General features: G+C 68.9%; 21 protein-coding genes and 1 pseudogene. 13 read left to right on the top strand and 9 right to left on the bottom strand.

Annotated elements, in window-relative coordinates; translation table 11 throughout:
- Positions 1–313 precede the first annotated feature (313 nt).
- On the top strand, positions 314–1,204 hold the full coding sequence (locus ACYVHG_RS06440; RefSeq protein WP_461166574.1) for a phosphoribosylaminoimidazolesuccinocarboxamide synthase: 891 nt from the start codon (positions 314–316) through the stop codon (positions 1,202–1,204).
- The gene (locus tag ACYVHG_RS06435) at positions 1,201–3,306 is read left to right on the top strand and encodes a S9 family peptidase (RefSeq protein WP_461166573.1); all 2,106 of its coding nucleotides are present in this window, start codon (positions 1,201–1,203) and stop codon (positions 3,304–3,306) included. Before ACYVHG_RS06440 ends, ACYVHG_RS06435 begins: the two co-directional genes overlap by 4 nt.
- Positions 3,307–3,394: 88 nt before the next feature.
- On the opposite strand, the gene ACYVHG_RS06430 is transcribed toward ACYVHG_RS06435, so the two are convergent.
- Positions 3,395–5,008 (bottom strand): DHA2 family efflux MFS transporter permease subunit, encoded by a 1,614-nt coding sequence (locus ACYVHG_RS06430; protein WP_461166572.1) that lies wholly within the window; start codon positions 5,006–5,008, stop codon positions 3,395–3,397.
- On the bottom strand, positions 5,005–5,499 hold the full coding sequence (locus ACYVHG_RS06425) for a MarR family winged helix-turn-helix transcriptional regulator (protein ID WP_461166571.1): 495 nt from the start codon (positions 5,497–5,499) through the stop codon (positions 5,005–5,007). Before ACYVHG_RS06425 ends, ACYVHG_RS06430 begins: the two co-directional genes overlap by 4 nt.
- 175 nt (positions 5,500–5,674) lie before the next feature.
- On the opposite strand from ACYVHG_RS06425, the gene ACYVHG_RS06420 reads away from it, so the two are divergent.
- Entirely contained in the window at positions 5,675–6,373 is a 699-nt protein-coding gene (locus tag ACYVHG_RS06420; RefSeq protein ID WP_461166570.1) for a DUF2334 domain-containing protein, read from the top strand.
- Between the two features lie 21 nt (positions 6,374–6,394).
- On the opposite strand, the gene ACYVHG_RS06415 is transcribed toward ACYVHG_RS06420, so the two are convergent.
- Complete coding sequence (locus ACYVHG_RS06415; RefSeq protein WP_461166569.1) at positions 6,395–7,039, bottom strand: MBL fold metallo-hydrolase; 645 nt, start codon at positions 7,037–7,039, stop codon at positions 6,395–6,397.
- Between the two features lie 83 nt (positions 7,040–7,122).
- Between ACYVHG_RS06415 and purS the strand changes: the two genes are divergently transcribed.
- Genes purS through ACYVHG_RS06395 form a run of 4 tightly spaced genes read left to right on the top strand, consistent with a single transcriptional unit; the run spans position 7,123 to position 10,905 of the window.
- The gene (gene purS, locus ACYVHG_RS06410; RefSeq protein WP_461166568.1) at positions 7,123–7,362 is read left to right on the top strand and encodes a phosphoribosylformylglycinamidine synthase subunit PurS; all 240 of its coding nucleotides are present in this window, start codon (positions 7,123–7,125) and stop codon (positions 7,360–7,362) included.
- Positions 7,359–8,045, top strand: a complete 687-nt coding sequence (purQ, locus tag ACYVHG_RS06405; RefSeq protein ID WP_461166567.1) for a phosphoribosylformylglycinamidine synthase subunit PurQ — start codon at positions 7,359–7,361, stop codon at positions 8,043–8,045. The genes purS and purQ overlap by 4 nt, the downstream gene beginning before the upstream one ends.
- Entirely contained in the window at positions 8,045–9,382 is a 1,338-nt protein-coding gene (locus ACYVHG_RS06400; RefSeq protein ID WP_461166566.1) for a M18 family aminopeptidase, read from the top strand. Before purQ ends, ACYVHG_RS06400 begins: the two co-directional genes overlap by 1 nt.
- A 50-nt stretch (positions 9,383–9,432) precedes the next feature.
- Entirely contained in the window at positions 9,433–10,905 is a 1,473-nt protein-coding gene (locus ACYVHG_RS06395) for an amino acid permease (protein ID WP_461166565.1), read from the top strand.
- Positions 10,906–10,941: 36 nt separating this feature from the next.
- Here the strand turns inward: ACYVHG_RS06395 and dinB are convergent, their stop codons facing one another.
- A complete protein-coding gene (dinB, locus tag ACYVHG_RS06390) occupies positions 10,942–12,159 on the bottom strand; it encodes a DNA polymerase IV (protein WP_461166564.1) in 1,218 nt (405 codons plus the stop codon).
- Between the two features lie 130 nt (positions 12,160–12,289).
- Here dinB and ACYVHG_RS06385 point away from each other — a divergent pair, with 130 nt between their 5' ends.
- The 3 genes from ACYVHG_RS06385 (at position 12,290) to ACYVHG_RS06375 (ending at position 13,735) form a co-directional block, all read left to right on the top strand.
- Complete coding sequence (locus ACYVHG_RS06385; protein ID WP_461166563.1) at positions 12,290–12,523, top strand: type II toxin-antitoxin system Phd/YefM family antitoxin; 234 nt, start codon at positions 12,290–12,292, stop codon at positions 12,521–12,523.
- Positions 12,520–12,921 carry a type II toxin-antitoxin system VapC family toxin gene (locus ACYVHG_RS06380; RefSeq protein ID WP_461166562.1) on the top strand — a complete coding sequence of 134 codons (402 nt, stop codon included), beginning with the start codon at positions 12,520–12,522 and terminating at the stop codon, positions 12,919–12,921. The genes ACYVHG_RS06385 and ACYVHG_RS06380 overlap by 4 nt, the downstream gene beginning before the upstream one ends.
- A 73-nt stretch (positions 12,922–12,994) precedes the next feature.
- A complete protein-coding gene (locus ACYVHG_RS06375) occupies positions 12,995–13,735 on the top strand; it encodes a VOC family protein (protein WP_461166561.1) in 741 nt (246 codons plus the stop codon).
- A 7-nt stretch (positions 13,736–13,742) separates the two neighbouring features.
- Here the strand turns inward: ACYVHG_RS06375 and ACYVHG_RS06370 are convergent, their stop codons facing one another.
- Both ACYVHG_RS06370 and ACYVHG_RS06365 read right to left on the bottom strand, forming a co-directional pair.
- Complete coding sequence (locus tag ACYVHG_RS06370) at positions 13,743–14,429, bottom strand: response regulator (RefSeq protein ID WP_461166560.1); 687 nt, start codon at positions 14,427–14,429, stop codon at positions 13,743–13,745.
- A complete protein-coding gene (locus ACYVHG_RS06365) occupies positions 14,426–15,979 on the bottom strand; it encodes a sensor histidine kinase (protein WP_461166559.1) in 1,554 nt (517 codons plus the stop codon). Before ACYVHG_RS06365 ends, ACYVHG_RS06370 begins: the two co-directional genes overlap by 4 nt.
- A gap of 94 nt (positions 15,980–16,073) precedes the next feature.
- Between ACYVHG_RS06365 and ACYVHG_RS06360 the strand changes: the two genes are divergently transcribed.
- Positions 16,074–17,423: a cation:dicarboxylate symporter family transporter gene (locus ACYVHG_RS06360; protein ID WP_461166558.1), complete on the top strand. Its 1,350-nt coding sequence runs from the start codon at positions 16,074–16,076 to the stop codon at positions 17,421–17,423.
- 50 nt (positions 17,424–17,473) lie between these two features.
- On the opposite strand, the gene ACYVHG_RS06355 is transcribed toward ACYVHG_RS06360, so the two are convergent.
- Genes ACYVHG_RS06355 through ACYVHG_RS06345 form a run of 3 tightly spaced genes read right to left on the bottom strand, consistent with a single transcriptional unit; the run spans position 17,474 to position 20,638 of the window.
- Positions 17,474–18,697, bottom strand: a complete 1,224-nt coding sequence (locus ACYVHG_RS06355) for a sulfotransferase family protein (protein ID WP_461166557.1) — start codon at positions 18,695–18,697, stop codon at positions 17,474–17,476.
- Positions 18,690–19,475, bottom strand: a complete 786-nt coding sequence (locus tag ACYVHG_RS06350; RefSeq protein ID WP_461166556.1) for an SDR family oxidoreductase — start codon at positions 19,473–19,475, stop codon at positions 18,690–18,692. Before ACYVHG_RS06350 ends, ACYVHG_RS06355 begins: the two co-directional genes overlap by 8 nt.
- The gene (locus tag ACYVHG_RS06345) at positions 19,475–20,638 is read right to left on the bottom strand and encodes a hypothetical protein (protein ID WP_461166555.1); all 1,164 of its coding nucleotides are present in this window, start codon (positions 20,636–20,638) and stop codon (positions 19,475–19,477) included. The genes ACYVHG_RS06350 and ACYVHG_RS06345 overlap by 1 nt, the downstream gene beginning before the upstream one ends.
- 106 nt (positions 20,639–20,744) lie before the next feature.
- On the opposite strand from ACYVHG_RS06345, the gene ACYVHG_RS06340 reads away from it, so the two are divergent.
- On the top strand, positions 20,745–21,530 hold the full coding sequence (locus tag ACYVHG_RS06340; protein ID WP_461166554.1) for a helix-turn-helix domain-containing protein: 786 nt from the start codon (positions 20,745–20,747) through the stop codon (positions 21,528–21,530).
- A 119-nt stretch (positions 21,531–21,649) separates the two neighbouring features.
- Positions 21,650–22,246: pseudogene (gene cysC, locus ACYVHG_RS06335) on the top strand (adenylyl-sulfate kinase); the annotation flags it as partial.
- Positions 22,247–22,249 lie beyond the last annotated feature (3 nt).

Raw genomic sequence — 22,249 nt, 5'->3', positions numbered from 1 at the left:
GTGCAGCTCCGCCGCGGTCCAGCAGCTGAAGGCGAGCCCGGGGTAATTGAACACCAGCGCCGCCCGGACCTCGTCCACCGTCGGCGCGGCACCGGCGTCACTGCGGACGCCCCGGATGACGGACACCGTCGACGACCGGACCGAGCGGTGACTGCGCCGGGCGAGCAGGTCCCGTGTGCGACTCATCATATGAATTGGACGCACCAGCTCGACGATCGGATCCCCTCCCCGATTGAACACTGTTACTGACGTCGCGACCTGGGGTTTCATCGTCCGTAACAGTGTTCAATCGGAGGGGCGATAGGGTTGGGGGGTGCGTCCTGAACTGAGCGAGTACACGCCGATCTACTCGGGCAAGGTCCGCGAGCTGTACGAGATCGACGATGAGCACCTGCTGCTCGTCGCCAGCGACCGGATCAGCGCCTACGACCACATCCTGGACACGCCGATCCCGGACAAGGGACGCGTACTCACCGCGATGTCCGTCTTCTTCTTCGACGCCCTCGGGGTGCCGAACCATCTCGCCGGACAGGTCGACGATCCGCGCATCCCCGAATCGGTGCTGGGCCGCGCGCTGATCACCCGGCGGCTCGAGATGGTGCCCGTCGAGTGCGTGGCCCGCGGTTACCTCACCGGCTCCGGTCTCAAGGAGTACCGCGCCGGCGGTCAGGTCTGCGGAGTGCCGCTCGCGGCCGGGTTGGTCGACGGCAGCCGTATCGAGCCGCCGATCTTCACCCCCGCGACCAAGGCCGCGATCGGCGACCACGACGAGAACGTCTCCTTCGAGCGGGTTGCCGCCGATGTCGGACTCGAACTGGCCACGCAGTTGCGCGACCTCACGCTCGACGTCTACGCGCGCGGCGCGGAGATCGCCCGGGAGCGAGGAATCATCCTGGCAGACACGAAGTTCGAGTTCGGTCACGATTCCGACGGTGTCCTACTGCTGGCCGACGAGGTGCTCACCTCCGACTCGTCGCGGTACTGGGACGGGGCGCTCTACGAGCCGGGGAAGTCGCAGCCCAGCTTCGACAAGCAGATCGTCCGTGACTGGCTGACCAAGGATTCGGGCTGGTCCACCGACTCCGACGCCCCACCGCCTCCGCTGCCCGAGGACGTGGTGCGCCGGACCCGCGACCGCTACATCGAGGCCTACGAGCGCATCTCCGGCCTCAGCTTCGCGGACTGGCCGGGCGGCCAGGCGTGAGCGCCGCTCAGCCGATCGCCAAGAAGGTGCCCGCCGAGCGGACCTTCCACGGCGACACCGTGATCGACGATTACGCCTGGCTCTCCGATACCTCCGACGAGGAAGTGCTCGACTACCTGCGGGCGCACAACACCTACACCGAGGCCGCGACCGCAGGCCAGCAGCAGCTCCGCGACGCGATCTACGGCGAGATCAAGGCGCACACCCAGGAGACCGACATGTCGGTCCCGCAGCGGCGCGGCGACTACTGGTACTTCGCCCGCACCGCTGAGGGAAAGCAGTACGGGATCCATTGTCGCGCACCGATCACCGACTCCGGTGACTGGGCTCCACCGGTACTGTCGGACGATCCGCTGCCCGGCGAGCAGGTGCTGCTGGACCTGAACGTCGAAGCGCAGGGGCACGAGTACATCGCCGTCGGCGCCGCCTCCGTCTCGTCCGACGGTGCGCTGCTCGCCTACTCGCTCGACACCACCGGTGACGAGCGATTCACCCTGCGAGTGCGGGTGATCGAGACCGGTGAGGTGCTCGCCGACACCGTCGAGGGTGTGTTCTACGGCGCCACCTGGGCTCCCGACGGCCGGCACCTGTTCTACACCACCGTCGACGACGCCTGGCGCGCCGACAGTATCTGGCGCCACGAGATCGGCTCGGCGACAGACGATGTGCGTGTCTTCCACGAGACCGATCAGCGGTTCGGTGTGGGAATCGGTCTCACCCGCAGCGAGAAGTACCTGATGATCTCCGCATCGTCGACATTGAGCTCGGAGACCTGGGTGCTCGACGCCGCCGACCCGACCGGCGAGTTCCGCGTGCTGCGGTCCCGCGAGGAGGACGTCGAGTACTCGGTGGACCACGCTGTACTCGACGGTGAGGACAGGTTCCTGTTCCTGCACAACCGCACCGGCATCAACTTCGAACTGGCCAGTGCCCCCGTCGACACCCCGCAGGACTGGACCGTACTGGTACCGCACCGCGACGACATCCGCCTGGAGTACGTGGACGCCTACGCCCACCGGCTGGCGCTCGGCTACCGTCGCGGCGGCCTACCGCGGCTCGCCCTGGCTCCCACTGCCGGTGCGCAGGAATTCGTCGAGTGGAACCCGGGCGAGGAACTGGTGAACCTCGGCCCCGCGGCGAACCCGGAGTGGGATGCACCGCGACTGCGATTGGCGTACGAATCGTTCATCACTCCGGGGACGGTCCTCGAGATCGACCTCGAATCCGGGGACCAGACGGTGCTCAAGCGGGTCAACGTGCCCGGCTACGACGCCGCGCAGTACACCGCCGAGCGACTGTGGGTCGACGCCCGCGACGGCGTGCAGATCCCGGTGTCAGTGGTGCGCCGCAAGAAGCCCGATGCGCCCGACGGGACCGAGGGGACGGAAGCGGCGCCGACGCTGCTCTACGGGTACGGCTCGTACGAGGCCACCATGGACCCCTGGTTCTCGGTGGCCCGCCTGTCGCTGATGGACCGGGGCGTGGTCTTCGTGGTCGCGCACGTGCGCGGCGGCGGGGAGATGGGACGTGCCTGGTACGACCACGGGAAGAAGCTGGAGAAGAAAAACACCTTCACCGATTTCGTGGACGTCGCGCAGCACCTGGTCGACGGTGGCCGTGCACAGCCGCGAGGCCTGGTCGCCATGGGCGGTAGCGCCGGTGGGCTCCTGGTGGGTGCGGTGGCGAACCTGGCGCCGGAGCTGTTCTGCGGCATCGTCGCCGATGTGCCCTTCGTGGATCCGCTGACCTCGATCCTCGACCCGAGCCTGCCGCTCACGGTGGGGGAGTGGGACGAGTGGGGCAACCCGCTGGAGAGCGCCGAGGTGTACCGGTACATGCGGGACTACTCGCCGTACGAGAACGTCACGGCCAGGGCCTATCCGGCGATTCTGGCGACGACCTCGCTCAACGACACCCGGGTGCTGCCCACCGAGCCCGCGAAGTGGGTCGCCAAGCTCCTCGCACACAGCACGTCCGGTGAGCAGATCCTGCTCAAGACCGAGATGGTGGCCGGTCATGCCGGAGTCAGCGGGCGGTATGCGAAATGGCGTGAGACCGCCTTCGAGTACGCCTGGATCCTCACTCGCCTCGGCCGCGGCTGAGGCGGGCTGTCAGCGGCGTACCCGGCATTCCGAACGAGAAGTGCCCGGCCCCAGAAGGGGCCGGGCACTGTCGGTTTCCAGCGCAGGATCAGTGCGGCATGACCATCTGCCGCTCGGCGGCCTCGGTATCGGTCTCGTGGGTACGGGGCAGGAAGAACGCCGGGATGATGCACACCGCCACCAGGATCGCGGCCACGAAGTAGGTGCTGCCGAAGGCGTCCGCCGCGAACGGCAGATTCTGCTCCAGGAAGGCCTGGAACCGGTCGGCGCCACCCATCATCGTGACTGCGCCCTCGCGGGCCTCGGGGCTGGAGTTCATGCCGAACGCCGCCGCGCCGGTGGCGACCTCGCCGCCCTTCGGGCTGGGCATCATGGGGCCGGCGTGGGTGAGCCAGTTGGTGAACAGCACCGAGAACACGGCGGTACCGATCGACGCGGAGATCTGCTGCACGATGTTCGTGAGCGTGGAACCGCGTGAGATCGATTCCGGCGCCAGCGTGCGGATCGCGGCCGACATGGTGGGCATCATGGTCATGCCCATGCCCAGGCCCTGCACGAACAGCGAGCCGCAGATCAGCCAGTAACTGGTCTCCACGTCGAGCTGCGTGAACGCCACCAGGCCCAGGGTGATCAGCGCCAGTCCGCCCATGACGAACTTGCCCGGCCCCATCTTGTCGGTGAGGACACCGGCCACCGGCATGGTGACCATCGCGCCGATGCCCTGCGGGGCCAGCAGCAGTCCGGCCATCAGCGTGGTCTCACCGCGGATGCCGATGAAGTACTGCGCGTACAGGATCGAGCTGCCGAAGAAGGCGATCGCGAAGAACGCGAAGGTGATCATGGCCACCGTCATGTTGCGGTTCTTGAACAGCCGCAGGTCCAGCAGTGGGAGCTTGGCGCGCAGCGCCCAGAACACGAACGCGACGATCAGCGCGAGACCGATCAGCGTGGTGGCGACCACCCGGGGAGTGAAGAAGGTGCCGTCCTGTGCCTGAGCCTCCGGCACCGAGGAGATGCCGAACAGGAACAGTGCCAGACCGGGGGAGAGCAGCAGGAAGCCGACGAGATCGAACGACTGTCCGGTGACCGGCTCGTCCTTGGGCAGCACGACGTACGAGTAGATGATCGCCAGGATGCCGATGGGCAGGTTGATCAGGAAGATCCAGTGCCAGGAGAACGACTCGATCAGCCAGCCGCCCAGGATCGGGCCGCCGATCGGACCCAGCAGCATCGGGATGCCGAGCACGGCCATGACTCGGCCGATCCGCTCGGGACCCGCGGCGCGGGTGAGGATCATCATGCCCAGTGGCATCAGCATGCCGCCGCCGAGGCCCTGCAGCACACGGAAGACGATCAGCGCGTTGATCGAGCCGGCGGTGGCGCACAGCACCGAGCCGATTACGAACAGTCCGGTGGCGATCATGTACAGCCGCTTGGTGCCGAATCGGTCTGCGGCCCAGCCGGTCAGCGGAATGACCGCGGCCAGTGCCAGGGTGTATCCGGTCATCGTCCAGGCGACGGTGGCCGGGGAGGCACCCCACTGCGACTGGAAGGTGTTCTGCGCGACGGCGACGATGGTCATGTCCAGGATGGACATGATCGCGCCGAGCACGACGACGCCCGCGACCAGCAGGACGCGCCGATCGAGGCCCTCACCCGCGTGCGGGATCTCGCTCTTGTCGAGCGTGTTCTCGGTACTCATGCCTTCTCTTTCATTGCGGTGAAGATGGGGTTGGGAGGGATGAGGCCCTCGTCGAGGATCTCGACCATCACGTCGTGCAACCGGGTGCGCAGTTCCAGCGGCAGCCGCTCGGCGAAACTCAGCACTTCACGGTGCTTGTCGCTGATCGCGGATGCAACTGTTTTTCGCCCGAGGTCGGTGATCGTCAGGTTCTTGATCCGGCGGTCCGAGGCGTCCTCGCGCCGATCCACCATGTCGAGCTGCACGAGCTTCTCCACGTTCCGTCCGGTTGCTGCGACCGACAGGCCGAGGTCGTCGGCGAGACGGTTGATCGGCAGCGGAGCGTCCGCGGCCGCGAGCTGCAGCAGGATGTGGAACTGGTGCGCAGTGATGTCCGAGGACAACATCGTGCCGAGGCTCTCCTGTGTGACGTTGCACATCAGGCGGCCCATGAACTCCCCGAACACCTCGGTGAGGACCTCGGGGGTGACTTCCGTGGAGGTTGCTTGCACCCAAAAACGATAACGCTGCCGCAACCATTGCACAATCGACAATAGTGTGTTCTGCATTACAGCCGCGTTCCGGCCGTCCGGCCGTCCGGCCGCGACCGGTGGACGGGCCGGGCAGTTCGGGAACACGTAACCTCCCATCCCTGTGCCGGAAAGGTCCGCCGCCCACACTGACCCCATGAGCGCGCTGCTGTACGTCTCCGTCTCCGCACTCTCCGACGCCACCCGCGACTGCGCCGAGCGGTTCACCGGCGCGCTCGCCGATCGCGGAGTCCCCGTCTCCCTGCTGGTCGCGCCCCGGCTCAAGGGGAAGTACCGCCTGATCGAGGATCCGTCGACCCAGGCCTTTCTCCGTGAGCGTCGGGCCGCCGGCGACGCGATCGTGCTCAACGGCTACGACCAGGCCGCGACCAAGCGCCGGCGGGCGGAGTTCTCCACCCTCGGTGCGCACGAGGCGAAGCTGCGACTGACCGCCGCCGACCGGGTGCTGGAGGAAGTCGGCCTGCGTACCCGCGTCTTCGCCGCACCCCGCTGGAACGCCTCCATCGGCGCCCTGGCCGCCCTGCCCGGGGCCGGGTTCCGGGTCAACCTGGGCTACACCGCGATCACCGACCTGGTGACCGGCGAGGAGGACAAGGCCCGGGTGCTGGGTATCGGCGACGGATTCCTCAGCGAGCCCTGGTGGTGCCGGGCGCTGCTCGCGCAGGCCAATCGCATCGCTCGGCGGGGCGGAACGTTGCGCCTGGCCGTCGACGCACGGCGGCTGGAGTCGTCGACGGTGGAGCGAACCATGCTCGACGCGGTCGATCTGGCGCTGCACCACGGCGCCCGACCCTCGGTCTACGAACACCGGGCCCGGCTGCTCGTCGCCGCCTGACCTTCGAAGTCTGTCAGCGGGTCACAGCGCGACCGTCTGTCCGGTGCCCACCGGGAGCACCCGGGCGCCGTCGGGCCGCATCTCGGTGAGCCGGCCGAGGTAGATCGCCGAACCGGCCTCCGAGAGCAGTGCATCGTGCACCGGCACCGCGACGGACGGGTGCACCGCGCGGAAGAAGTCGATGGTCTCGCTGATCCGCGACCACGGCGCGCTGACCGGAAGCGCGAGCACGTCGACCGCCACGTCGGGTACCTCGAGGGCGTCACCGGGGTGGTAGAAGCGCCCGGACCGCTGCTCGTCACCGAGCAGGAACGACGTGTTGTCGATCACCGGGATGTCTGGGTGAATGGTGGCGTGCACCCCGCCGATCGCGCGCGCGATCAGGTTCCCGATCCCGTAATCGTGGCCCGCCGCCGCGGCGATCCACCGGCCCCCGCGCGCGGCGGCAGTGGTCGGATCGGCGAACAGCTGCGCCTGCGGATTGGCGTCGACCAGGGCGTCGATCCGCTCCGGATCGAGGTGATCGGGATGCTGGTGGGTCACCACGATCGCATCGAGGTCACGCACCTCTTCGAAGCCCTCGGAGAAGGTGCCGGGATCGAACAGGACCCGCGTCCGGGACATCTCCACGAGGACGCAGGAATGGCGGAAGTGGGTCAGTCGCATGGGGCCAGTATGCGCCGGTAAACTGGCCCGTACAGCGCGTTCGACTCCCCGGGCGTGATGGATACTTCGTTAAGGAGCCGCACGTGGCGCGGATTGTGGTGGACGTGATGCCGAAGGCCGAGATCCTTGACCCGCAGGGCCAGGCGATCGTCGGGGCACTGGGCCGGCTCGGTTTCCCGGGGGTGGCGGATGTGCGGCAGGGCAAGCGCTTCGAGCTCGAGGTCGACGGTGACCTCACCGACGATCAGTTGCAGCAGATCGCGGCGGACGTGCTCGCCAACACCGTCATCGAGGACTTCACCGTGACCCGGGTCGACGCATGACCTCCGGCGGTACCCGGGTGGGCGTCATCACCTTCCCGGGCACTCTCGACGATGTCGACGCCGCCCGCGCGGTCACTCTGGCCGGCGGTGAGGCGGTTCCGCTCTGGCACAAGGACCACGACCTGCAGGGCGTGGATGCCGTGGTGGTGCCTGGAGGCTTCTCCTACGGCGACTACCTGCGGGCCGGGGCCATCGCCTCGCTGGCGCCGGTGATGACCGAGGTCGTGGCCGCCGCCGGTAAGGGGATGCCGGTGCTCGGCATCTGCAACGGTTTTCAGATCCTGTGTGAGGCCGGCCTGCTGCCCGGCGCCCTGGTGCGCAACGAGGGCCTGCACTTCATCTGCCGTGACGAGTGGCTGAAGGTGGAGGCCACGAACACCGCGTGGACCTCCCGCTACGAGGCCGGCGCGGAGATCCTGGTGCCGCTCAAGTCCGGTGAGGGCCGCTACGTCGCCGACGAGCGCACCCTCGACGAGCTGGATGGCGAGGGCCGAGTCGCGTTCCGCTACGCCGGTGAGAACCCGAACGGTTCCGCGCGGGCGATCGCGGGCATCGCCTCGCCGAACGGCCGGGTCGTGGGCCTGATGCCGCACCCCGAACACGCCACCGAGGCGCTCACCGGCCCGTCCGACGACGGCCTGGGCATCTTCTACTCCGCGCTGGACGCGGTGCTCTCGGCCTGATGACCGACCTGGCTGCGGGAGCGTCCGCGGAGGGGCTGTGCGCGTTCGTCGACGCCTCGCCGTCGCCCTTCCACGTGGTGGAGACGGTGGCCGCACGGCTCCGGTCGGCCGGGTACAGCGAGCTCGCCGAGAGTGATCGCTGGCCGGTTGCGGGCAAGCACTTCGTGGTGCGCGGCGGCGGATCGATCGTCGCCTTCGACACCACCGCCTTCGGCGCGGCAGGCGGTGGACCGGCAGACGGCGGGGTGGGTTCCGGCGGGGTCTTCGAGTCCGGCGCCTTCCGGATCGTCGGCGGGCACACCGACAGCCCCAACCTGCGGGTCAAGCAGCATCCCGACGCGGAATCGGCGGGCCTGTCTCTGGTGCGGCTCGAGCCGTACGGCGGCGCCTGGCTCAACTCCTGGCTGGACCGCGATCTCGGCGTCTCGGGGCGGCTCTCGGTCCGCGGTGACGACGGTGCGCAGACCGTCCTGATCCGCATCGACGAGCCGGTCCTGCGGGTGCCGCAGCTCGCGATCCACCTGTCGGAGAACCGCAAGGGGGTCGAACTCGATCCGCAACGCCATCTCAACGCGATCCGCGGTGTCGGTGAGACGACGCCCTGGCGCGACTATGTGGCGCGTGCGGCCGGGGTCGGCGCGGACCGGGTGCTCGGCTGGGAACTGATGACTCACGATCTGGCGCCCAGCCGGGTCGTCGGCGCCGCCGGAGACCTCATCTCCGCGCCGCGACTGGACAATCAGGGCACCTGCTACGCCGCCACCGAGGCGCTGCTCTCGGCGCAGCCGGTCCGATCGCGGGAGACGATCGCCCCCGTCCTGGCACTGTTCGATCATGAGGAGGTCGGCTCGGGTTCCGATCGCGGCGCCGGATCGGACCTGCTGTTGACGGTGCTGGAGCGGATCGTGCTCGCCGCCGGCGGCGACCGCGAGGACTTCCTCCGGGTGATGAGCCGTTCGGTGTGCGCGTCCGGGGACATGGCGCACGCGACGCATCCGAACTATCCGGACCGGCACGAGTCGGGGCACCGGATCACGGTGAACGGTGGACCGGTGCTCAAGGTGAACCAGAACCTGCGCTACGCCTCCGATGCGGTCGGCGAGGCCGTGTTCGCCCTCGCCGCGCAGCAGGCCGGGGTGCCGTTGCAGCGGTACGTGCACCGCGCGGACCTGCCGTGCGGCTCGACCATCGGTCCGATCACGGCCGCCCGTACGGGGCTGAGCACCGTCGACGTGGGCGCCCCGCAGCTGGCGATGCACAGTTCCCGGGAGCTGATGGGTGCGGCCGACGTGGCGATGTACTCCGCGGCGCTGGCGGCGTTCCTCGCACCCGCCTGAGCCGGGGTCTGCGCAGGGGGCACCGCCGGGGGCCAGTACTGTCCCAGGACATGACCACACCGGCTGAGGCACCGTTCGACCCGCACGAGGATCAGCACCTGACCCGTGCGTTGAGCAACCGCCACATCCAGCTGATCGCCATCGGTGGCGCGATCGGCACCGGCCTGTTCATGGGCTCGGGCAAGACCATCTCGGTGGCCGGACCGTCGGTGATCGTGGTCTACATGATCATCGGCTTCATGCTGTACTTCGTGATGCGCGCCATGGGTGAACTGCTGCTCAGCCGGACCGGGTACCGCAACTTCTCCGATTTCGCCGGCGACATCCTCGGCCCCTGGGCCGCGCACTTCACCGGTTGGACCTACTGGTTCTGCTGGGTGGTGACGGCCGTCGCCGACGTGGTGGTGATCGCGTCGGTGTACATCACCTTCTGGGCGAAGGACCTCCCTCCGTGGATTCCGGCGGTCGCGGTGATCGTGCTGCTGATCGGCTTGAACCTGCCCACGGTCCGGGCCTTCGGTGAGACCGAGTTCTGGTTCGCCATGATCAAGGTGATCGCGATCGTGGCGCTGATCATCGTCGGTGCGGTGCTGATCATCACCGGTTTCGAACACGACGGTGCCCGCGCCTCCCTGACCAACCTGTGGGAGCACGGCGGCATGTTCCCGCAGGGCTTCATGGGTTTCGTGGCCGGCTTCCAGATCGCGGTGTTCGCGTTCGTCGGTATCGAGCTGGTGGGTACCGCCGCCGCCGAGACCAAGAATCCGGAGAAGAACCTGCCGCGTGCGATCAATGCGATCCCGATCCGCATCCTCCTGTTCTACGTGGGCTCACTGATCGTGCTGATGTCCGTGGTGCCGTGGGACCGGTTCAGCAAGGACGAATCGCCGTTCGTCATGTTGTTCACCCTCGCCGGTCTCGGTGCCGCCGCGCATCTGGTGAACGCGGTGGTGTTGACCTCGGCGATGTCGTCGGCGAACTCGGGCATCTACTCCACCTCGCGGATGGTCTACGGGCTGGCGACCGCCGGCGATGCGCCGAAGGTGTTCGCACACCTCTCCGGTCGGAAGGTGCCGCAGAACGCACTGTTCCTCACCGCGGTGATGATGTTGTCGTCGGTGGTGCTGCTGGCCTTCGGCCTGGACAAGTCCACCGGGTTCACCGTGGTCACGACGGTCTCGTCGCTGTGCTTCATGTTCGTCTGGACGATCATCCTGGCCAGCTACCTGGTGTACCGGCGGAGGCGCCCGCAGCTGCACGCCGAGAGCGCGTTCAAGATGCCACTGGGCACGATCATGCCCTGGGTGGTGTTCGCCTTCTTCGCCTTCCTGCTGTGGGCGTTCACCCGCGAGACCGACACGCTGCAGGCGATGCTGGTGACCCCGGTGTGGTTCCTGCTGGTGGGTATCGGCTACCTGGTCATCCGCAATACTCCCGAGCACCAGCAGGCCCGTGCGGCGTTCGCGGCGAAGGCCGGCGAGGAACGGGTGACGGCCGAGCAGTGGCGGGCCGCTCAGCGGTGACTGCGCGGTTTCGGTGACCGCCGCCGGGCGCATCGTTCAATCCTGTTCGGAGAGCATCGGGGCGTCGGGGCCCAGCGGGCGGTGCAGCAGCGCTCCGCGGGTGACGGCGGAGCGCCCGAACCGGTTTCGCAGACCGTCGAGCGCGAGGTCGAGATCGCAGGCGCGGGTCTCGCCGTCGAAGGGCAGCGTGAGTTGCACCGCCCCGTGGTTCTCCAGGTTCCCCAGGGACAGGCCGATCAGCGTGCAACCGCGTTCGCGGACCAGCGGTAGGGCTTCGTCGAGCAGGCCGCGAGCCGTTGCCAGCACCACCTCGGTGTGATCGGTGGGCTCGCGCAGGGACCGGGAGCGGGTGACCGCCGAGAAGTCGTGGAACCGCAGTCGCAGTTCCACCGTGCGTGTGACGCGCCCGGCCGCACGCAGCCGTTCGCCGAGCCGGTCCACGATGGCCAGGAGCACGGATTCGATCTCCGACTCGGATTTGATCCGCCGGCCCAGAGCCCGCTGGGCGCCGATCGACTTGCGTCGCCGCCCGGTATCGACCCGGCGCGGATCGTGTGCCATGGACAGGGCGTACAGGTGGCGGGCACTGCCCGCTCCGAGGAATCCGGCCAGCTGCTGCTCGCCGAGTTCGGCGATCTGCCCGACGGTCCTGATTCCCGCATCACGCAGCCGCGCTTCGGTCTTCGGGCCGACGCCCCACAGCCTGCGGACCGGCAGTGGGTGCAGGAAGTCCAGTTCGGTACCGACCGGAACCTCCAGCAGCCCGTCCGGCTTGCCGACGGCGCTGGCAACCTTCGCCAGGAACTTGCTGCGCGCCACTCCGACGGTGATCGGCAGTCCGACCTCGTGCTTGACACGTTCGCGGAGCCGCTGCGCGATCTGGACCGGGGTGCCGTCGATGCGGTGCAGGCCGGCCACGTCGAGGAAGGCCTCATCGACCGACAGGCCTTCGACCAGCGGGGTGATGTCCCGGAAGACCTCGAAGACCCGGCGGCTGGCCTGCATGTAGACCTCGAACCGCGGCGGCATGGTGATCGCGAAAGGGGAGAGCGCCAGTGCTTCGCGGTGCGGCATGGGCGAGCGCACCCCGTGCGCTTTCGCCTCGTAGCTGGCGGCGAGCACCACCCCGGAGCCCACCAGGACCGGGCGGCCGCGGAGCCAGGGGTGATCGCGTTGCTCCACCGAGGCGTAGAAGGAATCGAGATCGGCGTGCAGGATCGTGGCTCCTGCCCGCGCGCCCTGCTCGATTCCCATGCCGTCATGATCGCGCCGGGGTCTGACAAGTGCCGTCACGACGCTGCCTGATGCGAGCCGTCGTCGCGGCTACTCAACGGTGGACTAGTCAGACTAGTGTGACTAGTCAGTTTGGCGTATCGTGGGTCTCATGCGCACGATCACCAGCACCGAAGCGAAGGCGACGTTGAACGCCATCCTGGCTGAGGTCGAGAAGACGGGTAGCCCGGTCACGATCACCTCGCGCGGTCGCGCGGTGGCGGTGATCTCGTCGGTGGTGCCACGAACGCGGACGTTCGGGCAGTTCCCGGGACTGACGATCCCCGGGGATTTCGATGCGCCGCTGCCCGAGGATGAACTCACAGCTTGGGATCCGGCGTCGTGACCTCGATCCTGCTCGATACCAACGCCCTGCTGTGGCTGGTCTCGGTTCCGGATCGGATCGCTCCGCCTGCTCTCGCCGTGGTCGAGGATCCTGCAAACGAACTGTTCGTCTCCGCTGCTTCGGCCTGGGAGATCTCCATCAAGACCCGGCTCGGTCGTCTCGACGGGGCGGGAATCCTCTCGAGCTGGAGCGATACGCTGCACGCGATGGGTGCGCAGGAACTCCCGATGGACTCGGCCGATGCCACACTGGCCGGACAGCTCAACTGGGACCACCGCGACCCCTTCGATCGCATGATCGTCGCGCAGGCCACTCGGCGCGGACTGGCGATCGCCACCAGTGACCGTGCGATTCGAGGCGGCGCGATGACCCCGGTCATCGACACGACCTCGGGGTAGCGGTCCTAGGAGGGCAGGATTTCCCAGGTGGGTTCGAATCACTTAGGCTGGCCTAATCTACCGAGGAGGGCTCATGCCGGAGGACGCCGCATTCGACCATCTCGTCCACTGGGTCGATGACCTCGACCGCGTGACGGAGGAGTACCGACGATGCGGACTCCCGGCGGTCCCGGTCCTCACGATGCCAGGATTCCGCAACGCGGCCTGGCCGGTGGACGCCGAACGCTACGTGGAGCTGGCGGCGGTCGACGACTGGCGGGCCGTCACTGAGTCGAAGTACGCAACCGCGATCGATGTCCTTAAACCCGCTATCGACGCGCTCGTCGGCCCCGGTCTGTTGACCTTCGCCGTGGACGTCGACGATGCCCGCGCCACCGCCGCCCGAATGCGCGCCGCCGGCCGCGACGTCGAGGTCGTCGAGGTGCACTTCGAGGACCTCGATGTCGGGTTCGTCGAGGTATTCGTGCGTGATGCCCCGGCTCATTTTCCGTTCTTCATCACATACTCGCCGCCGCGCGCAGAGCTCGCGCGGATGCGTGCTGAAGCACTCGAAGCGGCCGGAACACCGGTCGGCCCCGGCCCGGAACTGGTCGCACTGGTCATCGGGAGCGCGGATCCACACGGAGAGTCGCGGCTACTCGCCGAGTTCGTCGGGTGTGCAGTGCGGGACACGACGGTCGAACTTCCCGGCGCCCAGGTCCGGTTCGTCGAGAGCGAGAGTCCGGGGCTGTGCGGGATCGTGGCGCGCGGAATACCGGAACCGGAGCAGGCCACGATCGCCGGAATGACGGTCACCGTCGAAGAACTCGGATAGCCGGCGGTCACAGCCAGCGGTAGCGGACCTGGGGCCGCCCGCGGCCGCCGTACTCGGTGACCCGCTCGCACAACCGGTCATCGGCCAGGCGTTCCAGGTAACGCCACGCGGTGACCCGTGACATGCCCGTACTCGCGGCCACCTCCGCCGCGCCCAGCGGAACGTCCGAGTGACGCAGCGCGGCCGTCACCGATTCCAGGGTCGACGGCGCCAGCCCCTTCGGTGCGGAGGTGCTCGGCGGGCTCTGCCGCAGCGCTGCGAACGCCGCATCCACCTCCCGCTGACCCACGTCCGGTCCGCTGAGGGCATCGCGGAACGACGCGTACCGGCTCAACCGGTCGGCGAACGCGGCGAACGTGAACGGTTTGATCAGGTACAGGATCGCGCCGCCCGCCATGGCGCCACGAACAGTGGCGATGTCCCGCGCCGAGGTGATCATCATGACGTCCGGCCGCGGCCGGACCCCGGCCAGATCGGCCGCCAGGTCCAGCCCACTGCGATCGGGCAGTCCCACATCGGCGAGAACCAGGTCCACCGGGGAACCGGCGTCGGCGCACCGCCTCACCTCGTGCAGCGCCGCAGTCGCGGTACCCGTCACCGCCGCGACCTCGAATCCGTCGATCCGGCCCACGTACTCGGCGTGCGCGGCCGCGATCTGCGGCTCGTCGTCCACGACGAGGACGCGCACCGTCATCGCTCACCTCCCGGCAATCGCACCGTGACCGTCGACGGTGCCCTACCCACCTCGATCCTGCCACCGGCCGCACGCACCACCTGATCGACCAGGGCCAACCCGAGACCGCCGCCGTGCAGCCGATCCGCACGATCCTTGGTGGTGTAGCCGCGGGCACGGGCCCGCGCGAACTCGTCCGCCGTCATCCCGGGCCCGCTGTCGGCGACCAGTAACTCCCACGCGGCCCCGCTGCGTTGCGCGGACACCTCCACCCAGCCGCCCGGCCCGGCCGCCTCCACCGCGTTGTCCACCAGGTTCCCCAGCAGTGTCAACACCTGCGGATCCGGCAACGGTGCACCGGCCAGATCGGTGCCCTCGGTGACCGTCAGCTCCACGTCCAGAGCGGACGCCGCTGCGGTCTTGGCCACCAACAGCGCCACCGCCGATGGCGCCGCATCGCCGGCCAGCCGGTCGATCAGGCCCTGCGCCGAACTGCGGTCGGCCACGGCCAGTTCCGCTGCTGAACCACCCTCCCCGAGTTCGATCATGGTGATCACCGAGTGCAACCGGTTCGCGTGCTCATGGGCCTGCGCGCTGAGCGCCTCGGCCAGCGAGCGAGCGGTGTCGAGTTCGCCCAGCACCGTCTGCAGTTCGGTGCGATCACGCACCGTCAGGACGGTTCCCAGCGGACCCGTCGGACCGGTGACCGGCCGGCGGTTCACCAGCAGCACCCGATCACCGGTCACGTGCAGCTCGTCGGTCAGGTCGGCGGCGCCGCGGAGCGACGCGGGCAGATCCGGTTGGCGCACGTCACCGTCCGGCAACTGCAGCAGGCGGCGGGCCTCGTCGTTGACCACCCGCGCCGGAGCGTCCGGCAGCTGCGCATCGAACACGATCAGCCCCTCCGACAAGGTGTGCAGCACCGCATCGTGGTGCTCGTACAGGCCGCGCAGATCGTGCGCCGACAAACCCAGCGTCTGTCGCCGAAGCCGCCGCTCCGCCAGTACGGACAGCGCCGTCAACAGCAGCAGCGCCGCCGCGACCACGGCCAGGATCCGCGGCATCGCCTCGCGTACCTGGTCGCCGAGCCGGGCCCGGGTGACACCCGCGGACACCAGGCCGACCAGTGCACCGGAGGCGTCGTGCACCGGGGTGACGGTGCGGATCGACGGTCCCAGGCTGCCCGCGTAGGTCTCGGTGAAGGTCTGCCCGGCCAGCGCCCGGTCGATGGTGCCGGTGAACCGCCCGCCGATCAGCGTCGGATCGGTGTGGCTGAGCCGGGTGCGGTCCGGCCGCATCACCACCACGAAGTCGAGACCGCCGCGCAATCGCACCTGCTCGGCGACCGCCTGCACACCGGCCGCCGACACCGGATCGGTCAGCGCGGCCACCGTCGACGGTGCCGCCGCGAGCGAGACCGCGGCGGCCCGGGTCTGGCTGCTCGCGGTGCGGTCACCGTCGTCTCGGACCTGGGTGATGAGCAGCCAGGAAGCGCCGACGGCGATCACGATCAGGATCGCCACCTGCGCCAGGAAGGACTGGGTGGCCACGCTGCGGGCTCGGTTCCTCACAGGAAGACGTTTACACAATGAACACAAGTTGTGTGGCAGGTCACACCCCTCGCATGATTGCCACCGAGCCGCCGGACCATCGAAGGAGGACACGGTGACGGGAATCGACAGCGCCGCGCAAGCGCCCACACCCAGACGGGACCGCACACACTGGCTGTACATCGCGGTGATCATCGCGGTGATCGCCGGCATCACCGTGGGACTGGTCTCACCGGAGTTCGGCAAGAGCCTCAAACCGCTGGGCGACATCTTCGTGGATCTGATCAAGATGATGATCAGCCCGGTGATCTTCTGCACCATCGTGCTGGGCATCGGCTCGGTGCGCGCCGCCGCCAGCGTCGGCCGGATCGGCGGACTGGCACTCGGCTACTTCATCGCGATGTCGACGTTCGCGCTGCTCATCGGTGTGGTCGTGGGCAACCTGCTCAAGCCCGGCACCGGCCTCGGAGTGCACGCCGACGCGGCGGCCGGCGCCAAGTACGCCGATCAGGCCCATGCCGCCGGCGGTACCTGGGGCTTCATCCGCGGGATCGTGCCGGAGACACTGTTCTCCGCGCTGACCGCCGGCAGCGTGCTGCAGGCGCTGTTCGTGGCCCTGCTGGTGGGCTTCGCGCTGCAGGCCATGGGGCCGGCGGGGGAGCCCGCGGTGCGAGCCATCGCGGTCCTGCAGAAGCTGGTCTTCCGGGTACTGGTGATGGTGCTGTGGCTCGCCCCGGTGGGCGCGTTCGGTGCGATGGCCGCCGTGGTCGGGGCGACGGGGTTCGACGCGGTACTGCAGCTCGGCTGGCTGATGCTCGCCTTCTACATCACCTGCGTGCTGTTCGTGTTCGTGGTGCTCGGCACCATCCTTCGAGTGGTCACGGGCCTGTCGGTGTTAAAACTCGTTCGGTACCTGGGCCGCGAGTACCTGTTGATCGTCGCCACCAGCTCCAGTGAGTCGGCACTGCCACGGCTGATCGCGAAGATGGAGCACGCCGGCGTCGACCGGACCACCGTCGGCATCGTCGTGCCCACCGGCTACTCGTTCAACCTGGACGGCACCGCGATCTACCTGACCATGGCGTCGCTGTTCATCGCCGACGCGATGGGATCGCCGCTGAGCTACGCCGAGCAGTTCTCACTGCTGGTCTTCATGATGATCGCCTCCAAGGGCGCTGCGGGCGTCACCGGTGCGGGTCTGGCCACCCTGGCCGGTGGCCTGCAGAGCCACCGTCCGGACCTGCTCGGTGGCGTCGGTGTGATCGTCGGCATCGACCGGTTCATGTCCGAGGCCCGCGCGTTGACCAACTTCTCGGGCAACGCGATCGCCACGCTGCTGGTGGGCAAGTGGACCGGCACCGTCGACATCGACCACACCCGCAAGGTGCTGGACAAGCAGGTGCCGTTCGACGAGGCGACGATGGTCGACGACCACGGCACCCCGGCCCTCGCCCCCTCCAATTGAACACTGTTACGGTCCGCTGCGACCTGCGGTTTCTCTGTCCGTAACAGTGTTCAATCGGGAGGGGGGAAGGTGGCGCGGACCAGGTCTTCGGTGAGGCCGTAGTCGGAGAGGGAGTAGGTGTGGTTGGGGCGGCGGGCGCCGGTGCGGCTGGCCCGGTGCATCGCGTCCATCGCCTCCCGCGCCGGCGTGGTCGACTCGATGCCGAATGCGCGGTAGATCCGCTCGACGGTACCCAGCGGGTCGGATACCAGGTCCCGGTAGTCGACGTCGACGAACCGGTCGCCCCGGCCGGCGGCGGTGTGCCGGGCGCGGGCATCGTCGAACGCGGTGAGCCCGCGCGCCCAGGTATCGAGCTGATCGGCGCCGATCACGTCCCCGGCGAACACCGTCGACCAGCCCCGAGTGGCGTGCTGGGCGAGGCTGCAGACCGAGGCGATGATCGTCTCCGCCGGACGGTGGCACTGCACGATCAGCGCGTCCGGGTACACCTCGAAGATCGCATCCAGCGCGAACAGGTGGCTGGGATTCTTGAGCACCCACCGCTTTCCGGGATCGTTCATGCCGATCAACTGCAGGTTCCGCCGGTGTCGACGGTACGCCGGGGTCCAGTCCCGCTGGGCCAACCACCGCGCATAGCCCGGCACGTGCGCCAGGCACTCGTAGGAGACCGACTGCACCGACTGTCGCAGCAATTGCCAGCACTCCTCGACCTCGCCGGCCGACATGTAGTGCAGCCCCATGAACTCCGGGTGGTCGGTGTGGTGCTGCGCGTACTGCTCGTCGAGCATCCGGAACACTGGGTTCTGCTCCCAGGTGCTGCGCTCGGGACGCGGCTGCGGGACCTCGGCCAGCCACATCTGCAGCCCCTGGTTACCGGGGTCGGCGTCGAGCAGGCGGTGCAGCGCCGTGGTGCCGGACCGGGGCAGACCCGTCACGAAGATCGGCCGGTCGATCCCGGTGTGCGCGGCCGCGGGATTCGCCGCGAACGCGGCCTCGCTGATCAGCCGGGCCGAGAGCGCCCCGCGCAGGAACACCCGCGACAGTTTCGAGCCGGTCTCGGTGAGCGCGGCCTCGTCGCGGTAGGACTCCAACAGCACCCCGAGTGCCTCACGATAGCCGTCCGACGGGTCGCCGAAGTCGCTCAATCCGGTGCGGCGCATCGCGGATTCGTGCAGATCGTCCACGGTTCCGACGGTGCCGGTACGGCCGCGCTCCGAGTCGGCGGAGCTGCGCGGGCCGGAAGAAGGGGTATCAGGCAGCGAGGTATCAGGCATGGAACTCTCCGCAGTTGACGTCCAAGGTCTGACCGGTGATGCCGGATGCGCATCCGGAGGCGAGGAACAGAACTGCCGAGGCCACCTCGTCCTCGGTGGGCAGGCGCCGCAGATCGGCGTTGCGCGCGGCCTCGGCGTAGCCCTCCTCGACGCTCACGCCCTTCGTCTGCGCGCGGTACTCGAAGTAGGAGCGCAGGGTGTCACCCCATATCCACCCCGGCACGACCGAATTGATCCGGATGCCCTCGGGGCCGAGTTCGGTGGCCAACGACTGGGCCAGAGCCAATTGCGCGGTCTTCCCGGCCTTGTAACCGCCGTACCGCAGCTCGGAGTGCCGGATCACCATGGAGTTCACGTTCACCACCGCGCCGCCGCCGTCCGCCGATGACGCCGCCAGCCCTGCCCGGAAGGCGAGCGTGGTGCGCATGGCGCCGAGCGCCATCAGGTTCACGCTCTCCAGGATGTGCGCCGGATCGGTCTTCACCAGCCGCTGCATGGCCGGATAGGTGAAAGCGTTGTTGATCACCGCGTCGACCCGGCCGAACTCGTCGTCCACCCGCGCGGCCAACGCGGTCACGGAATCGAAGTCGGTGATGTCGGCGGGGATCGCCACGGCACCGTCGATCCCGTCGGCCAGCGCCTGCAACCGGTCCGCGTTCCGCGCGACCAGCACCACCCGCGCCGATTCGGCGGTGAACCGCCGGGCCAGTGTGGCGCCCAGTGCGGGACCCGCACCGGCGATCACGACGACCCTGCCGTCGAGTCCGAAGCCGGGCATCAACCCACCATCCTCTCGCCGATCAGTCGGGTACGCGCCGAGATCCGCTCGCGCCAGGCCCGTTCGGTGATCCGGTTGTCGGCGTAATAGGGCAGTGCCCGCGCGAGCTCGGACACCGGCACCAGCTCCGCCACCGGGCCGTCGCCGGGGTTGAGTGGGCGGCTCGTGCGCTGCCATCGGAACTGCAGGTACCCCCGGCGATGCCCGAGCGTCTCGACCCAGTTGTGCACGCCCGGGTCGGTGTCCGAGACCACGATGCGGATCATGCCGTCCGGGTCCACCTGGGCCTGGCTGCCGTTGAGCGAGGTCTGATGGCGGATGTAGTCCAGCGAGATGTACCACCGGCTGCCGAGCTGGAAGCCCAGGTACGGGACCTCGCCCCGGGGCACGGTGAGGACCAGCGCCTGACCGTCGGCCAGTTCGTAATGCCCCACCGAGGAGAACTGGGTGGCCAACCCGCCGGGCGTGAGCCGCGGCGCGGTCAGGGTGTTCACCGGTAGCGGATCGTAGAACCACTTCGGGAATTGCAGCCAGGTCTTGACCCGGCTGACCAGCTGTTTCCCTGCGCCTGCGTACCGCTTGGCCATCAGTTCGGCGGTCACCGGGGGCGGCGCCGTGCCGTCGGTGTCCGTGCGGGAGAGCGCGAAGGTGCTGCGCCGCGCGGCCCAGTCGTCGAAGACCTCACGGATCACCAGTTGGGCCTTTCCGGGCGGCAGCCGGTAGTAGCCGGGACCGGGTTCCCCGGGACCGAAGCGCACCTCGAACCGGCCTTCGGCGTCGACGGTGAGCTCCCGATCGTCGAAGGCGACGGTGCTGGCCGGAACGTTCTCGTCGGTGTACTCGCCCCCGCCGAGCACCTGGAAGCTGATATCGCAGGTGGTGCCGCGGCGGCCGGTCACCAGGTACTCGTGCGCGCCGTCGACCCGGGCGCCGAAGTACAGGGTGTCCGGGTTGTCCAGACCCATCTTGGTGAACGGCCCGGTGCCGCTGAGCAGGAACGGGTGGTCCTTGTCGAAATGGAAGGCGCCGTGCACACAGGCTGCCACGCCCTGTGCCAGGTACTGCATGCCCTCCAGCAGATCGGCCTCGGTCTCGATGTGCGGGGCGGCGGCCACCAGCGCCTCGGCCTCGGAGATCGCAGCGGTGAGCGGTTCGCTGTACATCGGAGCCCTTCTCTCACGAACCCGGTACAGATGTGAACCGGTCGGATACCGTCGACGCACGCTAGAACGTGTTCTTGTCATCTGTCCAGGGAATGGAGGAATCCCGGTGCCGCCCACCACTCGCACCTCGCCGCCGACCGAGCGCGTCCTGGCCGTCCTCGACGTTCTCGCCGCGCAGCCGACCCGTGCCCTCGGGCTGTCCGAACTGTCCCGCCGGGCGGAGGTCAGCAAACCCACGTGCCTGGGCATCGTCACCACCCTGGTGGCCCGCGGGCACCTGATCCGCGACGCCGAGGCCGGTTACCGCCTGGGGCCGGCGCTGGTCCCGGTCGGGCGGGCGGCGCGCCGATCGCTGCGCGCGGCACCGGTGGGCGGCACCGCGCTGGCCGCGCTCTCGCGCCGGTTCGGGGCGCCCGCCTCGATCTCGGCGGTGCTCGCCGGCCGGATCGTGGTACTCGACGTGGCCGGACTCGCGCCCGGGATGCGGCCCGGAGACGGCTTCGGCGGGGGCGACGGGGCGCTGATGTACCGGCTGTGGGACGCGGACTTCGAGACCGACGATCCGCTGCTGCAGCGGGTCCGCGCGGACGGCTACCTGGTGGAGGCCGGGACCGAGGCGGGGGCGCGGGTGCGCCGGGCCCTGACCGCGGGGGAGGCGGTGCGCGCCGGGGAGCTGGGCGAGGTGATCGGCGCTCTCGCGGCCCGGGTGCTGCTGCCGCAGGCCGGTGGCGGGCGGTACCCGGTGAGCGTGATCTCGGCCCCGGTCCGCGACCCGGACGGCCGGCAGACGATGGTCGCCAGCCTGCATCTCGACGGTGAGTTCTCCGCCTGCGAGCTCGCCGAGCGCGGCGGTGAGCTGATGCGGGCCTGCCGGCGCATCGCCCGCCGGTAGTCGCTCCTGTTGACCGCCGCTCAGATCCCGTCCTGGCCGTTGACACCGCCCAGAACGCGTTCTATCTTCTGCGCGGCCGGGCCAGTCCGGTCCACATTTGGACCGAAAGGGAGACGATGGCGCAGGTCGTATGGCACACCGCGGTGGTCACCCGCGAACAGCGTGCGAGCCGGGGAGGCACCGTCTGGCTGACCGGACTGTCCGCGTCCGGTAAGTCGACGGTGGCGTGCGAGCTCGAACGCCTGCTCGTCGAACGCGGGGTTCCCGCGTACCGGCTCGACGGCGACAATCTGCGACACGGACTCAACGCCGACCTCGGCTTCTCCGAGCGGGACCGCGCCGAGAACGTCCGCCGGGTGGGCGCCGTCGCACAGCTGCTCGCCGACTCCGGCACCATCGCGATCGCCTCCCTGATCAGCCCCTACCGGCGCGACCGTGACCTGATCCGCGCCCAGCACCTTGAGGCGGGCCTGCCCTTCCTGGAGGTCTTCGTCGACACCCCCGTCGAGCTGTGCGAACAGCGTGATCCGAAGGGGCTGTACGCGAAGGCCCGCGCCGGGGAGATCACCGATCTCACCGGCGTCGACGCGCCCTACGAGCGGCCGCAGCACCCGGACGTGGTGCTCCGCCCGGCCGACGGCGAGCCCACCGCGCAGGCGCAGATCCTGCTGGAGCACTGCTGCGGACTCGGCCGTCGCACCGGCCCTCTAAACTGACCG

This window comes from Tsukamurella serpentis, assembly GCF_054780975.1.
Note: the sequence above shows the minus strand (reverse complement) of the source record. Positions and strands in the feature narration are given on the sequence as shown.

What these genes read in the sequence shown, in the direction of transcription:
- ACYVHG_RS06375 (WP_461166561.1), top strand. Translation starts at nt 12,995, where the DNA reads ATGCCGGAGGACGCCGCATTCGACCATCTCGTCCACTGGGTCGATGAC.
- ACYVHG_RS06400 (WP_461166566.1), top strand. Translation starts at nt 8,045, where the DNA reads ATGACCGACCTGGCTGCGGGAGCGTCCGCGGAGGGGCTGTGCGCGTTC.
- ACYVHG_RS06415 (WP_461166569.1), bottom strand. Translation starts at nt 7,039, where the DNA reads ATGCGACTGACCCACTTCCGCCATTCCTGCGTCCTCGTGGAGATGTCC.
- ACYVHG_RS06345 (WP_461166555.1), bottom strand. Translation starts at nt 20,638, where the DNA reads ATGTACAGCGAACCGCTCACCGCTGCGATCTCCGAGGCCGAGGCGCTG.
- ACYVHG_RS06385 (WP_461166563.1), top strand. Translation starts at nt 12,290, where the DNA reads ATGCGCACGATCACCAGCACCGAAGCGAAGGCGACGTTGAACGCCATC.
- ACYVHG_RS06355 (WP_461166557.1), bottom strand. Translation starts at nt 18,697, where the DNA reads ATGCCTGATACCTCGCTGCCTGATACCCCTTCTTCCGGCCCGCGCAGC.
- ACYVHG_RS06420 (WP_461166570.1), top strand. Translation starts at nt 5,675, where the DNA reads ATGAGCGCGCTGCTGTACGTCTCCGTCTCCGCACTCTCCGACGCCACC.
- dinB (WP_461166564.1), bottom strand. Translation starts at nt 12,159, where the DNA reads ATGGGAATCGAGCAGGGCGCGCGGGCAGGAGCCACGATCCTGCACGCC.
- purQ (WP_461166567.1), top strand. Translation starts at nt 7,359, where the DNA reads ATGACCTCCGGCGGTACCCGGGTGGGCGTCATCACCTTCCCGGGCACT.
- ACYVHG_RS06350 (WP_461166556.1), bottom strand. Translation starts at nt 19,475, where the DNA reads ATGCCCGGCTTCGGACTCGACGGCAGGGTCGTCGTGATCGCCGGTGCG.
- ACYVHG_RS06430 (WP_461166572.1), bottom strand. Translation starts at nt 5,008, where the DNA reads ATGAGTACCGAGAACACGCTCGACAAGAGCGAGATCCCGCACGCGGGT.
- ACYVHG_RS06370 (WP_461166560.1), bottom strand. Translation starts at nt 14,429, where the DNA reads ATGACGGTGCGCGTCCTCGTCGTGGACGACGAGCCGCAGATCGCGGCC.
- ACYVHG_RS06395 (WP_461166565.1), top strand. Translation starts at nt 9,433, where the DNA reads ATGACCACACCGGCTGAGGCACCGTTCGACCCGCACGAGGATCAGCAC.